This window comes from Burkholderia sp. LS-044 (assembly GCF_004803625.1).
GTDB lineage: Bacteria > Pseudomonadota > Gammaproteobacteria > Burkholderiales > Burkholderiaceae > Burkholderia > Burkholderia cepacia.
On the sequence record NZ_SSWO01000008.1, the window covers coordinates 1 to 15,521 of the forward strand.

The following is a 15,521-nucleotide window of genomic DNA, read 5'->3' on the forward strand; positions in this document are numbered from 1 at the left end:
TCTCAAGGCGATTTGAACAAGATCGCCTTGCAATTGAATCAACGCCCGAGAAAGATATTGGGTTACATGACGCCTGCAGATAAACTAAACGCCAGCATCGGTGTTGCATTCACCGGTTGAACCCGTCCGCCCCCAGTTTGCACGCTTCATCGCGGGCAGAAACAGGCGAGCGAGGCGTACACCGCTCAACACATTGACGTCGAAGAAACGCGACCAGTCGGCGTCGGGGATCTCCTCAAACGGCTTGGGCTCGAAGATGCCCAGGTTGTTGACCAGGATTTCCACGTCCGGAAAACGCGTTGCCAGTTCATCAGCCGCCGCGGCTGTGGCGAGATCGCCCGCAAAACCCGTGACGTCGCTGCCCGTCTCGGCTTTCAGTTGCGCGACCACGTCATCCACTGATGACTGGGAGCGGCCATTCACGATCACGCGCGCGCCTTCCTGCGCCAAAGTCCTGGCGATAGCGAAGCCAATGCCGGCGGTGCTGCCGCTGACCAATGCGAGTTTGCCTTGCAGATTCAGGTCCATGAGTCATTTCCTTTGCATGAGTGAGGTAGAACTGGCGGCATCGGCAGGTAGAAGCCGGATGCCGACAAAGAGGGATCAGGTCCGGGTAATGGACGCGCCACCGTCAACGAGTGATGCCGTACCGGTCACGAATGACGAATCGTCGGAAGCGAGATACAGCACCGACCGGGCAAGCTCTTCCGGCTTTGCAACGCGCTTGAGCGCATGCAGGCCCGTGACGAACGCCTGCGATTCATGGGTGTCGTTCATGCCGCGATACATGTCCGTGTCGACAGCGCCCGGCAACACCGCGTTCACGCGCACGCCTTGCGCGCCATACTCGGCAGCAAGTGCTTGCGTCAAACCGATCAGGCCCGCCTTGCTCGCCGCATAGGCCGCAGTGCCGGGAAACGCGAACGAGTAACCGACGAACGTCGACGTGAAGATGATCGATCCACCGCCTTGCTTCACCATTTCCGGAATCTGGTGTTTCGCGCCAAGGAAGGCGCTCGTCAGATTGGTCGACAGCGCGGCATTCCAGCCTGCTTCGGAAATACCGGTGCTCGGCCCCATCTCGCCGAGCGTACCGGCATTGTTGTAGGCAATGTCCAGGCGGCCGAACCGGCTCACCGCGAGCGCGACCAGCGCCTTCGAAAAGTCTTCCGATTGCACGTCACCCGCCAGGTATGCGGCTTCGCCGCCTTCGTTGACGATCTCCGCGGCGAGTGTTTCGAGTTCCGCCGCGCGCCGCGCCGCGATGACCACCTTGGCGCCTTCCTTCGCGAACAGCTTTGCCGTAGCACGCCCAATCCCTGCGCTGGCGCCCGTGACGATGGCGACTTTTCCTTTTAAGCGTTGCATTTTCAATCTCCTGATGCACTTCGTCGGCCAGTGCCCCATGCATTGGCGCGTTGAAAGCAATATAGGCTTCAGTTATGAATGTAGAAAGATCTAAAATGTGCTCCTATCATTCAGCTTTTGTGAATGAATCGAGGAGCTGATGGATCGTCTGCGCGCTTTCGAGGTTTTCGTGACGGTGGTGAGCCGTGGGGGCTTCGCGCGCGCCGCGGATGCGCTCGGCACGTCGCCCGCCAATGTCACACGCTATGTGAATGAACTGGAGGCGCATCTGGGCACGCGCTTGCTGAATCGCTCGTCGCGTACGCTTTCTCTTACCGAGGGCGGCGAGACGCTTTACGCCCGTTGCAAGTCGATCCTCGACGATGTCGCCGAGACGGAGGGGCTGGTCTCGTCGGCGTCGGTCGAGCCGCGCGGGCGGCTGCGCATCAATGCACCCGTGAGCTTCGGTATTTTGTATCTGGCACCGTTGTGGCCCGAGTTCATGCGGAAATACCCGGGAGTCGAACTCGACGTCGGACTGATTGACCGCGTCGTCGATATCGTGGATGAAGGTTACGATCTCGCCATTCGCATCTCACGCGCCGGTTCGACCAGTCATGCGGCCCGCAAGTTGGCGACGTCGCAAAACATTCTTTGCGCATCGCCGGCCTATCTGGCTCGCTTCGGCGTTCCGGCAGCCCCGGCGGAGCTGGGCGGGCACCGCTGTATCGGCTACACGTATGCGTCCACCGGCGACGACTGGCAACTGATCGACGAGCGCGGCAAGCTTCACTCGGTGAAGGTGGACTGTCACATGCATACCAACAACGGCGATACGGCGCGTGCAGCGGCCCTTGCCGGACACGGCGTGATCCAGCAGCCCACTTTCCTGATCGGCAAGGATCTCGCCGAGGGCCGGCTCGTGCATGTGTTGCCCCGGTACCGCTTGCCGGATATCGACATTCTCGCGCTGTATCCGAGCCGTCGGCACCTGAGCGCCAGAGTGCGCGTCATGATCGATTTCCTGGTCGACGCGTTCAGTGGCGTGCCTCCCTGGGACCGGAACGACGGAAATTGGGCAGGCGCCGCACCGGCGACGGATTGAAAGCGCATCCGCGTCCAGTACATGCGCCAGCCATGTTCGGACGTTCGGGTTCAGGGAGTGCGCGATCGTTCTGCACCTTGGCGCACAGACATTCGGACGGCGGCCCCGGGCAGCCTTTGACTACTGCCGGCGACTATCTGGAAGTGCCGTCGCCCGATGGATACGGAATTCGCGCGAAAGCTGTCTCTTCGCGCCTGGACATTCGAATGTCCAGGCGATGCGGCCAGCCGATGTCTGCGGCTGGCCGGCCTCGGTCGAGTGGTATTGGGGTAGTGTCGGACTGGTTGATGCCGACCCTCAACGGTCAGTCGAATTTCTCCCAATCAGCCATCGCGGCTTCGCCATATCGTCGCGCGCCTGCACCTGGACCGGCAGGTCGAACGCGGTCCCAGACGCTGACGTACCGTTTGCTGTGGCTTGCTTACCAACCGGCGGAAAGGCAGATTTCAACGCTCATCATCAACACCTCCATCCGATTCGACGGTTCGCCAGTGCGCAATCCGCTCTGGTCTGTAAGTAATCTTGGCCAGCGCTCGCTCAGTCTCGGGTAGCGCGTTCCGAACAGCAGACATACATTTTTCGGGCTGCGCGGTCTCCCACTCAAATGAAGCCGAAAGCTGGCTGACGTTCCCCGTCGCCGGCCTCGCAAGTTCAGAGGGCAAATGGATGGCATTAAAATCCGGGATAGCACTACGTCCGATCAGCCCGACCTGGCGCGCGACTGCCGTAGGGAGCTCAAGGCTCACCCGATAGCGGCCGCCGGGAGGTTCGAGCGGGACCAGCGCATCAATGTGCTCGAGTGCCTCTGCCGTAGCCACCGCCCACTCCAAGCCAATCCCATCACGAAGTATCGTCGTGCCGTCCCCATGGGGCGGCACGTTATAGAACGGATTGCCTGGGATTTTTAGTTGGGGGAAAGCACTCAGGACACGAGCCACCTCATCGTCCGCAGCGTCCTCGATTACGCCTCCGACGACCGATGACGCCAAGTCACCTAGTGGTCCACGACCATTGCCACCCCAAGCGCCCACTAACGTGTCGCTAAGCGTCATCCCGTGCAATGCTTGGCTCAAAGGAGTAGCTGGAAAGCAGAAATCGGAACTATCGATCTGGCACATCGGATCGATTCCGGCGCCCACGAGCAGCGTCCATACAGCTTGGTTCTCCGTCCAGACGCTTACTAGGCCATCCTGAACGCGCACCGTAAGGGGCGTCGCGGGGGCATCCTGAACGGATTCTAAGCGGTGGCCGACGAGTTCGAACCACTCCGCAAGCGTGGCTGGCAGTACGAAATTCAGGCGAGCCGAGATATCGGCGAGCTCGTCGGGCGAGCAGCCATCGGCTGAATCTAAGGCGCGCACATACCAGATACGCAGAAGTTCATCGAGCCATTGCCAGCGCGGAGCGCCTAGAAGGTCGAGCTGACGGCGGGAAGCACGATCGGTCATTAGCTATGTATTCAGTCTGATCAAATCGTCGTGCGGTGATGACGTGAGATTGTATGTGGCATTCCCAACGACGGTCATCAACAAGTGTTCGTGACCTGGATTGGTGACGGTTTAGACACCGAAGTCGAAGGTCCGAAAGTGGCCGAAGCCCGTCTCACACCCCATGCGCGAGAGCGGAATCGATTTCATTGTTTGTCAAGCCGAATCTCGCCATACGAGCGCGATGCTCTTCTGAGCCAAGATATGAACGAAGTTGCCCGTTTACCGCATTGAGCAGAGCGCTGTTTCGTCTGCTAAACGAGAATGCGCCGAGCGGGAGCTTCTGCTGCGTGCCATTCGTTTGGGGCTCGTGCTCCACTGCCTCAAGCATTGAGCCTCCGATCCGATACGCAACTATGCGATTTCCCAAGGCTGTGCTTGCATACGCGTCGATCGCGCCCGAGAGAACCGCTTCGATCGCGTCGGCCTGTTGCTCGAAGATGACTATCTGGTCCTCGCTTACGCCTGACGTTCTCGCCGACTCGTGTTGCACCTGTCCGGCAATGACGCCAAGGCGCGCCTCAGGACGTTTGGCGAGTGACACGTAGCTGTTGAGCGCTTTCGGATTTCCAGTCCGAACCAGAAAGCCGTCTCCGATCCCCCATACGGGTACGCTGAACGCGACGATATTGGCGCGTTCAGGGGTAACGAAGAGCGGAACGTTCATATCCCAGTGACCTGCTTCAACGCCGGGTAGCAGTTCACTAAATGTCGTCAGGCGATGCTCGATCCGGGTAACACCGATCGCCCGAAGAACCGCATCGGCCAGATCAACGTCAGCACCCGTAGCAGTACCATCCGCTTCCGTCCAACCGAACGGTGGTTCTTCGATGTATGCAATCGTTACCTTCATCGCTGCGCCTCGCGAAATGGGAATGGCCATCAAACCTAGAGCTGATTGTTGACGATTCTACCTACGTGCGCAGATGTCGCTTTTTGGCCGGGAGCAAGCGGACGGAGTTGGCCCCGAATGTCCCGCAACACCGCTTTTCCAGCATAGGTGACCGAGCTTGAGACAGAGAGCGTCCTGTCTGAACTCAGCGCTTCGACCGACCGCGCGGTGGGCCGGGAATCGGTCCAGAAATCAGGACGTTACCGCCGGAACCCTTGCTCCACTACGCGAATCGACAAATTTAATGCGGACGTAGGCGAATTGACGACATTATTTTAATGGGACCGTCAATAAAGTCGTCAATTCGCGGGACGGAGGCCTTGATCCATGAGAATTCTGGAGTGACGGAATTATTTTGCTCTACGAAAATCTCAGAAAACTGTCCGAACGAGTGAGGCCACCTCTGTTTGCGACGCCTGGGGGACGCATCACACCCTGTCCGATGCCAACGGCACATTCCTCGCCGTGATCCTGACCTGCGCGAACGCCAACGCTACTCGACGTCCGAGGATACACGGCGGCTGTCCAGGTCCTTCAATGCCGGAAACGCGTCGCGGTCCCACGAGTGCAAGCCATACGACTTCCAAATGATATTGCGCCTGACGAATATTTCGAAGGTGGGTATTCCTGGCGACAAGTTGCCCAGTCGCTTGACTATGTCCGTCTTGCGCGTCGTCGACGATAAATTCACTGACGCAGGGCGAAGACCAGACTTTGCGCCTGTTTGATCGGCGAGGACATCATGTGCGCTGCTCAGCCTCATCCGGTATCAATCGACTGCGAATAATGGAGTGGATCATGGGACAGGGAAATCTGGCGACACCGATTGTCGTCGCAACAGGAATCGCAGTTGCGCTACTCGGTGGATGTGGCGGCGGCAGCGACAGTGGCGCATCATCCGGCAGTCAAAACGCAGCGGTCTCGGGAACGGTTGCCGGGGGTAATCCGGTGGCCAATGCGACGATCTCCGCCACCGACGTTAACGGGAAGACCGCAACGACCCAGGCCGGGTCGAATGGAGCGTATACGTCGAATGTTGCCGGACTGTCGCAGCCAATCGCGCTCGTCGCGACTGATCCGTCCGGCCAGGTCAGCCCGCTCGTCACGGCGCTCGCCCAACTACCCGCGAGTGGACAGACCGCGGTTGCGAGCGTCACCACGCTGACCACGGCACTGGTCGCGTTGTTGACGCCCGATGGCAATCCGATGAATTTCGTCACGTCCGGGGCGCCGGTCACGCTTGCCAATACGGTGACCGCAGCAAGCGTGTCGAATGCGACCAGCACGCTCGATACCTACCTCGCCAATCTGCTTGGTGCGGTCGGCTTGTCCGCAACCTACGATCCGGTGGCCACGGCATTCACGGCCGACCACACCGGAGCCGACGCACTGATCGATTTGCTGCACGACGCCTCCCTGGCGTAATTCGAATGCAGCGCGACGGCAGCCGATGGCGCTGAGCGCCGGGGCGACGGGATACTTCATTTCGAGAGTTGCGCCGTAACGAAATCGATGAATACGCGCGCGCGCGTCGGCATGTTTTTTCCGAAAGCGTGAATAGCGTGGACGGGGACGCACGCGAGCGCCTGATCGGGTAGTACAGCCTGCAGCTTCCCGGTGGCGAGATCGTCCCGTACGGCAATTTCCAGTATTTGGGCGATACCCAGTCCGTTCAATGCCGCTACGCGCATTGCCTCACCGTTATCAGCGTCGAACCTGCCTTCGATGGAGCTGGACGTTCCATCGGCGAAGTTCAAGGGGTACGGTCGGCCATTGAGCCGGTAGCGCACATGCCGATGCGCAGCGAGATCCGCAGCAACACGCGGTGATCCCCGCTCACGCAGATATGCAGGCGCCGCAACTAACACCAGCCGAAGACTGGTGATCGGCAGCGCATACAGGCCGCTGTCTTCCAGCCATCCCGCCCTGATCGCGATATCGATGCGATCGCGGATCAGGTCGGCATGATGGTCGCTGACGCTCACGTCGAGTGCGAGTTCCGGGTGGTTTGGCAGGAGTTCCCGCGTGACGGGATCGAGCAAAAAGCGACCCAGTTCGCCAGGCAGGCTTACACGCAGTCTTCCTGCGGCGGCGGCCGGCGATCGCAATACTTCTTCGGCGCCCTCCAGCCCGCGCATCAGCGGGGCAATGCGCTCATAAAACGCCTGACCTTCAATCGTCAGAACGGAGGCCCTGGTCGAGCGCTGGAATAACGTGACGCCCAGGCGCTTTTCGAGCCTTGCCACGCTCTTTGACACGGCCGACGTCGTCGTACCCAAAGATTGCGCCGCAGCCGTGAACGAGCCCGTCTCGACGGAGCGAACGAACGCGGGAAAGCCGCTAAATTTATCCACGGACATGATGACAAAGTGGAAAGGGTGAAATGACCTACGAGTGACTTCAACCCACCAGAAGCCGTTGCTAAATTCTGGCTCTACGCCGGACAGGTGGAATATGACGGAGAAAACATGAATCGACTCGCAAACAAGGTTGCTGTTGTTACTGGCGCAAATAGTGGAATCGGATTGGCCACGGCCAGACTGCTGATTGAAGAGGGCGCGAATGTCATTATGGTGGGCCGACGTCCGGATGCCGTCGATGCGGCCGTGGCCGAACTTGGCGACCGGGCGATCGGACTGACGGGAGATCTCGCGAACCCGAAAACGCACGGCGAAGTGGCCGCGCTAGTGTCGAGGCGCTTTGGAGGAATTGACATATATTTCGCGAACGCGGGAGTGAATACTATCGAAGCATCGAACGAAGTGAGCGAAGACTCCTATGATCGTCACTTCGCGACAAACACCAAAGCAATTTTCTTCGGGGTACAGAAGATCACGCCACTCATGAGGGAGCGTGGTGCCATTCTATTGACGAGTTCGATCGCGAGTTCGAAAGTGTTCGAAGGACATGCAGTCTACGCGGGTACGAAGGCCGCAATCGAGGCCTTCGCGCGGAGTTGGGCTTTGGAGCTTCAGGCGCGTGGCATCCGTGTGAATGTACTGAGTCCCGGGCCGGTCGACACGCCAATTCTGACGAAGCTGGGTATCGCGTATGACGAGCGGCCGGCGTTCGAGGCTGCCGTCGCAGGGCGTATTCCGCTAGGCCGCCTCGGACTTCCTGAAGAACTCGCACGCGCGGCGCTCTTTCTCGTGAGTGACGAGGGCAGCTTCGTCAACGGCGTCAACTTGCGTGTCGACGGTGGCATGTCGCTCAGTTGATAGTACCCGTGGCGCGGCTCAGTTCGCCGCGCTTTGGTAGGTCGCGACATAGCGAGCCCGAGCGACGATCTTCCCGTGCATTTGAAACGCAACGAGTGCAGGGCTAGATGCCGGGCTCACGTCGATATGCGGGATATCGAGTGCGTACGCGGTGACGATATAACGATGTGGCTTGCCTTGTGGTGGACACGGTCCGCCATACTTCGATTGGCCGAAGTCGGTCAGCGTTTCGGTGACCCCGGGCGGCAGCAGATTCACGTTGCCGGAGGCGCCCTTTTGCAGAGAGGTCTGCGAGGGCGGTATGTTGACAACAGCCCAATGGGTCCAGCCGAGACTGCCCGTCGGCGCGTCGGGGTCATGAATCGTCACGACGATGCTGCGAGTACCGGCTGGCGCGTTTGACCATGTCACATGCGGTGACACATTCTCGCCGTGGCAGCCGAATCCGCTGAACACTTGTTCATTCCTGAAACGGCCGTGATCCAGATCGGCAACTTTCAGCGCAAACGTTTCGGCGGTCGCGACGCCGGGCAGCGTTGCGAATAGCGCGCAAGCGCAAACAGCTTTTCGTGGCATGGGAAGGGATCGCATGGCAGGCTCCTGTGGATTGAAGGGCTCCACGCGCCGCGTGCGCACATGGAGATAGCAGTCATGCTCGAAGAAATTCAGGTGCAGGTAACGCTTAACGACAGTGTCATGCACGGGATGCGCACCAGTCGCTTCCGGATACGGAAAGTGAGTCCAGATCGCGGTGGGTGATTATCAATTATCCGATATCGATTAGTAATCCCACGTAACAGGAACAAAGCGAAAGCTGTCGCCGTTCCTTGCAATGTGTCCGATGGATGGGAACGAGACGTGCGCTGCGGCAAGCAAAGCGCCCGTTTCCGCGGCTTCGTTGAACAGCGCGAGACGCACGTCCACTGCACCCTCAGGATCATGCTCGAAGCCATTCTGCCAATCCGGATTGTCGAAGTTGACTTCGAAAATCGCATCTCCTACGAACGTTAGCTTCTCGCCGTTTGATGTGACGTCCACGACGCAGTGTCCCGGTGTGTGCCCGCCCGTCACGCGCGCCGACACGCCCGGTGCGACTTCGACTGCCTGATCGAACTGCACGATATTCTCGCGGTAGAGTTCCACGAACTTCGCAGCAGCCTTGCATAGCGCAGGCGGAACCGTCTCCGGCATCACCGTCTTGCTGAAGTCCGGGTTTTTCCAGAACTCTACTTCCGAGGCCGACACGTGGATGCGCACGTCCGGGCGTAGCCTGGCCTTGATGCCATCGACGTTCAAGCCGCCAACGTGATCCATATGCATGTGCGTAATGACGATGTCAGTGATTGCAGTAAGGTCGATACCTGCCGACTCCAGTCGCATTACTGACTGTCCGGCTCGCGTGAAGTATTCGAAACCATCACCCACGCCCGAGTCGATCAGAATGAGCTGCCCGCCGCTGCGCACGAGCGCAATATTCAGCGCCCAGTCGAACATGTCTCGTTGCAGGAAACGACCATCGAACCATTCGTTGCGATCCGCTTCGCTCACATTGGTGGACATGGTGGAGGTGGGCAGCGGTAGAACGCCATCGCTGATCAATACGACATCGATGTCACCCACGCGCACCGCGTAACGGGAAGGTACGAGTTCAGCTGAACCCTGTTTGCCCAGGTTGGAAGTAACGGGCTGCACATTGCGAGTTGTCTTGCTCATGATCCATTGTCCTATTGCTTCGGTTGGGGGGATCCGGTACACGCGGCGCGGTTCACCTGAGCGACCACGGGTTTTGCGCGTATCGCTTTGCTCGCAATTCAAGCGAGCGTGTGACGCATTGTAGTGAGGGACGGGCGAGCGCCGGTAGGATCGCGAGTGCGTATGCCATGTTGTCTGGACGGCAACAATCCAGGTCGTATAGCCGGCGAAATGCAATGCCAGCGACAGAACATCTGACTTAATTCGGGTTTCTATCTGCCAGATGCGTCGCGAGAAGCAAGTGATCGAACGGGCCCAAAATGGTGCTTGACGGCAAACTCGATGACGCGTAGCGGGCTGCTCGATCTTGCCATCCGATACGTGGACGAATCACGCACGCTGGCGCGGGGTCCGGGAAAGGTGGCCATGGTTCACATCATGCGTGATGTGTGCGGACCGCATAATTCAGTGTCAAAAAGCCTTCTCGGACGGACGCGGACGGTTCTGCGCTCAAACCCTGAAATGCACGCGTCGATTGCTGTAAGGTCGAATGGCAGCTTCCGAAGGCGAATTGGTCGAACAAATTTCCTAATGCTGGTTGTACTGAGTGTCTCCTCCTGGCCGACTACTGCCTTCCGGGGTTGCTTGCACTTGGCCTAGCGCAGTTGCCCGGAATCGACCCGTAGCGGACCTTCAGTGTTCTCGAGAACAGTCGTTCAGAGGCACATCAAACTGACATTGCACGGTATGTCGCAGGCCGCATTGACCGAGTGCTCCCCGGACTACGTCACCGGGGGCGGTAGCGGACTTCCGTCCTCGAATGTTCCAAGAAGCGTGCGCGCTTTTTTTAATAGGCGCTCGATTTCGACGAAAGGTAAATCCCTCTCAAAAAGGGAGATCTCCAGCGAATTATTGACATCGCTGCGAAATACTTCGGCAACAACCTCTTCGTGGTCGTTGACGAGCTCGAGTCCAAGTCCATCACGCAGGACGTCTGAGGCCATTTGAAGTCGAAATACTCTACCTATATCTTCGGTCACGATGACTGATCCTTAGAAAGGCGACTCTGTCTTATATGGGATGAGCAATTGTGGACAATGTTAGCCGTGCCGTCGACCGTCCCCTCATGGCCGATTCCGGAAATCCGAAGCTCACCGATGATCGCGCGTCGCCGAGTTAGCCCTCAATTTTTGGAGCCGACCCAACGCGGACTCCAGCGCGTGGGCTCGGCGAGTGCCTTTCAGTCAATCTGTCTGAGATGATCCTCTCGCAGCGAGCAGTGAGCACGGGAAACTTCGTGCCCGCCCTTTTGAGGTTTGCAATGCAAATGTCCGGGTCGATAAATGGGTACGCGTCCAGACTTAGGGCCACTTCAACCTTGTTTTCATCCGCGCACTCAACAATCCAACGCTCTACCGCGCGCATAATCAGAGCGCCGTTATCGTCTGTGCGCCAGCACCAAAGGCTCAACAAATCCGCCACATCCTCGGCGCGATAGTTAGCCGGTAGATCTTGCCACAAACAGTCTGCCACGGAATCAGCGTCTGCATATGCGTTGAGTAATCGTAAGACTGCGCCATCATCGCCGGCGAAGTCGCTGGCTCTCAGTTTCACAACCTCTTGGAGCGCCGCTTCTACGAGCTTTTGTTGGACCATCATCCTGAGCCTCACCCATAAGCGATTGTTGAAAGTAGGTATCGTATTTTCACCGATCTACGCCAGCACGACGACCGTCTCTTCCTGGTCGAACGTGGCCGGCCGCCGCTCTGTGACGCGCGACCGACGCAGATCGACCCGGAACGGTCCATCGACTTTCTCGGTAGCGGTCATTCGTTGTTGGGTTTGGGCGTTGGTATGATTTTGATTTGATCGAGAAGAAAAGAGATTGAACAACAAATGAGACTCGACATCGAGGGCAAAGCGGCCATCATCGCGCCTACGTACACACAGATCGCTCGTGAGCTCAAGTCACTGCGAAGCTACGGCAAGTCGTCTTATGCGTCATTGACTGACGATGCAGGAAACTACGTGCAGGTGGCCGGCGGCGGAGTGAGCTGCATGATCGAGCGCTTCGAATTCGGCGGAGAACGATGGAGAGGGTTCCACGATAATCCTTCGCCTGTACGCCCGGATGGCACGATCCTCGTCTTTCGAGCGGGCAACATCCCGATGCGCTCCGATGAATGGTTCGTGGCCGATCAGGTCGCGGAAGTATTTCTGGCGTTCCTTGGTGGCGCACCGTATCCGCCCTTTGTTCACTGGCGGTTAGCGCCAAGCTTGCGAGCCTGAGACGCAATCGAGCCGCCGCCGGAATCCTGCGCCGCGCATCATCGACAAACTTGACCCTGCCGTCGACTGACCGAAAGTGGCCGGCCGCCGCCCTGTGACGCGCGACCGGCGCAGATCGACCCGAAGCGGTTGCTCAACATTCTCGAAAGCGGCCATTCGATGCAACCGTGGACCATTTCAACCCTGTCGAGTCGATATATCAGCGGTAAAGATCAAATGTCTCGATAGCTGCGGACGCAGCGTAGGCAAGCGTTATCGGGAAAATATTGGCGTCGCCGAGCGCATTCGCGAGAGCGGTTGCTTGATCTTTCGAGAGATCGGCCAGATTGCGATTGAACGAGAAGCATCTGCCTCCTGCCAGCAAACAGAGCGCGGAGCCAGTGCGATAGCCCAGAAGCGAGTGGCCGCCTTTAGTAACCGCCGATATGGTTTGATACAGGTATTTGAACGAGGCGTGTCTTGCAAAGATCGGAAGCGGAAAGACATATAAGTCTGAGTAACCAACCGCCTCGAGCGTTTGGCTACATTCAGTGCGGTCATATCCCAACGCAACCAACGTCTCGATGTCATCTGGCTCGTAGTATGCGGCCCACACTGGATGCAATCGCAAGTCTGCTTCGCTAACGTCTGTGATCTTTTTCAGGCTGAACACGGGGAGCTTATTCATTTGGATTCAAGGGTGTAGGTTTGCGCATCCTCGATTGTTGACGATCCACTTCCCAGTGTCGACCGACCGCTCCTGGTCGGTAGCTGTCCCTCCCCATCAGCGACAACTGACCGGCAGTTGCCGGTCGTGATCTCCAGCAACTGGCCGAACGGCGAACTGCGAGCAGTCCCGTGCGGGCCACTGGTAAACTCGGGCAGCCAAAGCAACTTTTCCCGGTCACATGAGCACGCAACCCACCGCAGCACCTGCACCCGTCACTCCAATGATGCAGCAGTACCTGCACCTTATCTGATAAGGCTCAAAATCAAAAGCTACGCTGTAAGTTACGCCAATTCATTCAACGAGCGCCTGCTGCCTAAACCGAACATGCACGATACAAAACTATCGGTAGCGCCCCTGCCGCATCAGTTCCTTGAATCGGCGTTGGTTTTGCTGGAGGCAGCGTTCGAACAAGACCCCATCCTTGCCTGGTGCCTGTTCGCTGAAAACTGGGGATTCGACGAGCGCCGCACAAACTATCTGAGAAGCTATTTGAGATATCACCACGATGCGCTCATGCCTGCTTTGGGCGCGTGGCGTAGCGGTGACCTCGTTGCCGTGAGCTACTTTGCGCCGGCGTCCCGCGCAGAATCACCCGGCAACTTTGCCGAGCTTGGACATCAGATCGCAAGCACCTGTGGCGAACTATCCTTGCGAAGGATCGATCTGCTTCGCGAGAGTTCTGGCTCGAACTCCTCTGTTGCAAACTCAAGCTGGATTGAGTTCATCGGTGTGTCCCCGATGCTACAAGGCGAAGGGATCGGGTCGACGCTCCTAAATGCGACCTTGGCGCATCTTCGCGAGATCGAACCATCCGGGACGATTTCCTTGGAAACCGCAGAGTCGCGCAATATTCCGTTCTACGAGCGCCATGGCTTTGCGATCAAGGAACGCATTGATCGTCCTGGACTGACGCAATATCGCCTATCAATCAGCTAGTCGCCCCTTCGGGCTTAGAACGGGCTCCGCGATGCCGATCGCCTCGATGCAGAAGCAATTTCCGCCGCAAGGCAGCGGCGAGCCATCGCCGTTCGCGCTGCAAACCTTTGATGCCGCCCTGCAGGAACTTGAAAACGCACAGGCCGCGTTCGATGCGCTGCTGAACGATCTGATCGACGGTAACCGCTAAAGGCTACGCCCTTATCCGCACCGATTGTCGACGATCTAAAAAGCTGTGTCGAACAGCCGTTTGTGGCCGACTGCATCCGAAAGGAATCGCCTCTGATCCACCCTGTAGCTATCTCGTTAGCGGACATCCAGCACGAACGTTCAGGCAGCAATGTGTTTCTGCATGAACACACTCAATGGATCGTCCGTGTAATCTCCAAACGGCCCCCGGCGCTCATAGCCCGCTGAAGCATACAAAGCCAACGCCTCCTGTTGGTATGGACCCGTTTCAAGTTTGAGCAACCTGCAGCCAAGATCTATGGCCCGTGTCTCGAGGAAAGCGATGAGTTGCTTGGCGATGCCTTGTCCTCGTCCGCGAGGGCTGACATACATTCGTTTGAGTTCGCCAAAATCCGGTCCGACAACGATTGCTCCACAGCCGATCGCCTGGCCCTCAATGTCCCGCGCGACAGCAAACAGGACATTCGATTGCTTCAACGATGCGAGATCCAGGGCGTGCCTGCTCTCAGGCGGATACAACGTATCTTGGTAAGCATCCAGATCGGCGATGAGAGCGATCACGTCCGGTTGATCGGGGGATTCCAAAGCGATGGTCATAGCTGAATAAGCACAGGAAATTAAAGCGCCGGCTAGCGGAAGTGCAATCGACGGCGGCTGCTGGTCGGAGCACATTCGCAGATTGTCAACGATCCATCTGGAACTGTCGAACGTCTCAAATTGGCCGAGTCTGTGTGAAAACGCACGCTGAACATGGTTTCCTCAAAAATCGCCCCTTCAGATCGCGCTGTATTGGCTTGGCAGCAACTCGGGAAGGGTAAAGCGACACCCGAAAACCGGGTTCTTTCGCGTTTTAACACAGCCTCGGCCGTCCAGTGACTGCGGCCATTGATACCGTAGAGCATCGCGCGATAAGGCGGCACTCAGGGCGTTTTCATTTCTACGCGCTGCTTAACCGCGGCATTCATCGCCTCAAAGCTCCGTTGAGTTTCCTCGATTACGTCTTTCGTCAACCGCCCCACGAGCAGCCCGGAAAAGGACTCCGTTTGCTCCAGACGGGTACCGCCAGTTACGGCCGTGAGGTGGATGCAATGTGTACCGTCGAAGAGGCCGCGAATCCATACACTGCCACGCCAGCACAGGTCTTGTTCCGGACGAACGATCAGAACAGTCGGATTGAATATCATCGCATCCGGTCCAGCGCCTAGCACAATACGGATTGTCTCTCCCTCCCCGAACTCGCCGTCGACACGAGTAATGAAGGGATTCCAATCGGAATATGCGGCGCTGTTCGATACAACCTTCCAGACATCGGCAGGCGCCCGATCAATGAAAGTGTCAGCATGCGCGCTAATATCTTCGTGCAGGAAAAACAGGGTTCCAATAATGCCGACGAAAATGACAGCGATGCCTTTCAGTAGCAATCCCCGCAGGCTCATACTCTCCCCGTAATCGGTCGCAATTGCACCGCTGCAGATGGTTGACGATCTAGCCAGCGGCGTCGAGTGTCTGAAGCTGGCCGGCTGCTGCCTTCCGCAGTTGCTTGCACTTGGCCTAGCGCAGTTACCCGAAATCGACCCATAAGAGACAGATGCAATTCCTGAAAGCGGCCGCGCGCAGCGACGTCGGCCGACGGGAAGTGGGCGCGTTGCGCCTCATG

At 58.0% G+C, this 15,521-nt stretch carries 16 protein-coding genes and 1 pseudogene; 6 read left to right on the plus strand and 11 right to left on the minus strand.

Annotated features, from left to right (window positions below):
• Positions 1-126: 126 nt before the first annotated feature.
• A pseudogene (locus E9536_RS21040) lies at positions 127-528 on the minus strand (SDR family NAD(P)-dependent oxidoreductase); the annotation flags it as partial.
• A 75-nt stretch (positions 529-603) separates the two neighbouring features.
• Positions 604-1,368, minus strand: coding sequence for an SDR family oxidoreductase (locus tag E9536_RS21045; RefSeq protein WP_136470703.1), 765 nt, complete (start codon positions 1,366-1,368; stop codon positions 604-606).
• A 139-nt stretch (positions 1,369-1,507) separates the two neighbouring features.
• Here E9536_RS21045 and E9536_RS21050 point away from each other — a divergent pair, with 139 nt between their 5' ends.
• Positions 1,508-2,452, plus strand: a complete 945-nt coding sequence (locus E9536_RS21050) for a LysR family transcriptional regulator (RefSeq protein ID WP_136470560.1) — start codon at positions 1,508-1,510, stop codon at positions 2,450-2,452.
• A 446-nt stretch (positions 2,453-2,898) separates the two neighbouring features.
• Here the strand turns inward: E9536_RS21050 and E9536_RS21055 are convergent, their stop codons facing one another.
• Complete coding sequence (locus tag E9536_RS21055) at positions 2,899-3,900, minus strand: hypothetical protein (protein WP_136470561.1); 1,002 nt, start codon at positions 3,898-3,900, stop codon at positions 2,899-2,901.
• Between the two features lie 154 nt (positions 3,901-4,054).
• On the minus strand, positions 4,055-4,792 hold the full coding sequence (locus E9536_RS21060) for a transporter substrate-binding domain-containing protein (RefSeq protein WP_136470562.1): 738 nt from the start codon (positions 4,790-4,792) through the stop codon (positions 4,055-4,057).
• A gap of 837 nt (positions 4,793-5,629) precedes the next feature.
• Between E9536_RS21060 and E9536_RS21065 the strand changes: the two genes are divergently transcribed.
• Positions 5,630-6,256 (plus strand): hypothetical protein, encoded by a 627-nt coding sequence (locus E9536_RS21065; RefSeq protein WP_136470563.1) that lies wholly within the window; start codon positions 5,630-5,632, stop codon positions 6,254-6,256.
• 56 nt (positions 6,257-6,312) lie between these two features.
• Here E9536_RS21065 and E9536_RS21070 read toward each other — a convergent pair whose 3' ends face one another.
• Positions 6,313-7,191: a LysR family transcriptional regulator gene (locus E9536_RS21070; RefSeq protein WP_136470564.1), complete on the minus strand. Its 879-nt coding sequence runs from the start codon at positions 7,189-7,191 to the stop codon at positions 6,313-6,315.
• Positions 7,192-7,299: 108 nt separating this feature from the next.
• Between E9536_RS21070 and E9536_RS21075 the strand changes: the two genes are divergently transcribed.
• Positions 7,300-8,049, plus strand: coding sequence for an SDR family oxidoreductase (locus E9536_RS21075; protein WP_136470565.1), 750 nt, complete (start codon positions 7,300-7,302; stop codon positions 8,047-8,049).
• 18 nt (positions 8,050-8,067) lie between these two features.
• Here E9536_RS21075 and E9536_RS21080 read toward each other — a convergent pair whose 3' ends face one another.
• The 3 genes from E9536_RS21080 to E9536_RS21090 form a co-directional block, all read right to left on the minus strand.
• A complete protein-coding gene (locus E9536_RS21080) occupies positions 8,068-8,640 on the minus strand; it encodes a YbhB/YbcL family Raf kinase inhibitor-like protein (RefSeq protein ID WP_136470705.1) in 573 nt (190 codons plus the stop codon).
• Between the two features lie 189 nt (positions 8,641-8,829).
• A complete protein-coding gene (locus E9536_RS21085; protein WP_136470566.1) occupies positions 8,830-9,762 on the minus strand; it encodes an MBL fold metallo-hydrolase in 933 nt (310 codons plus the stop codon).
• 761 nt (positions 9,763-10,523) lie between these two features.
• Positions 10,524-10,781: a hypothetical protein gene (locus E9536_RS21090; protein WP_226182113.1), complete on the minus strand. Its 258-nt coding sequence runs from the start codon at positions 10,779-10,781 to the stop codon at positions 10,524-10,526.
• A gap of 856 nt (positions 10,782-11,637) precedes the next feature.
• On the opposite strand from E9536_RS21090, the gene E9536_RS21095 reads away from it, so the two are divergent.
• Positions 11,638-12,030, plus strand: coding sequence for a hypothetical protein (locus E9536_RS21095; RefSeq protein WP_124544519.1), 393 nt, complete (start codon positions 11,638-11,640; stop codon positions 12,028-12,030).
• Positions 12,031-12,229: 199 nt separating this feature from the next.
• Here the strand turns inward: E9536_RS21095 and E9536_RS21100 are convergent, their stop codons facing one another.
• Positions 12,230-12,697, minus strand: a complete 468-nt coding sequence (locus E9536_RS21100; RefSeq protein WP_136470567.1) for a hypothetical protein — start codon at positions 12,695-12,697, stop codon at positions 12,230-12,232.
• A gap of 126 nt (positions 12,698-12,823) precedes the next feature.
• Here E9536_RS21100 and E9536_RS21105 point away from each other — a divergent pair, with 126 nt between their 5' ends.
• Positions 12,824-13,675, plus strand: coding sequence for a GNAT family N-acetyltransferase (locus E9536_RS21105; protein ID WP_136470568.1), 852 nt, complete (start codon positions 12,824-12,826; stop codon positions 13,673-13,675).
• Between the two features lie 31 nt (positions 13,676-13,706).
• Entirely contained in the window at positions 13,707-13,865 is a 159-nt protein-coding gene (locus E9536_RS41510; protein ID WP_168799554.1) for a hypothetical protein, read from the plus strand.
• 140 nt (positions 13,866-14,005) lie between these two features.
• Here E9536_RS41510 and E9536_RS21110 read toward each other — a convergent pair whose 3' ends face one another.
• Positions 14,006-14,461: a GNAT family N-acetyltransferase gene (locus E9536_RS21110; protein ID WP_059562530.1), complete on the minus strand. Its 456-nt coding sequence runs from the start codon at positions 14,459-14,461 to the stop codon at positions 14,006-14,008.
• Between the two features lie 323 nt (positions 14,462-14,784).
• The gene (locus tag E9536_RS21115; protein WP_136470569.1) at positions 14,785-15,300 is read right to left on the minus strand and encodes an SRPBCC domain-containing protein; all 516 of its coding nucleotides are present in this window, start codon (positions 15,298-15,300) and stop codon (positions 14,785-14,787) included.
• Positions 15,301-15,521 lie beyond the last annotated feature (221 nt).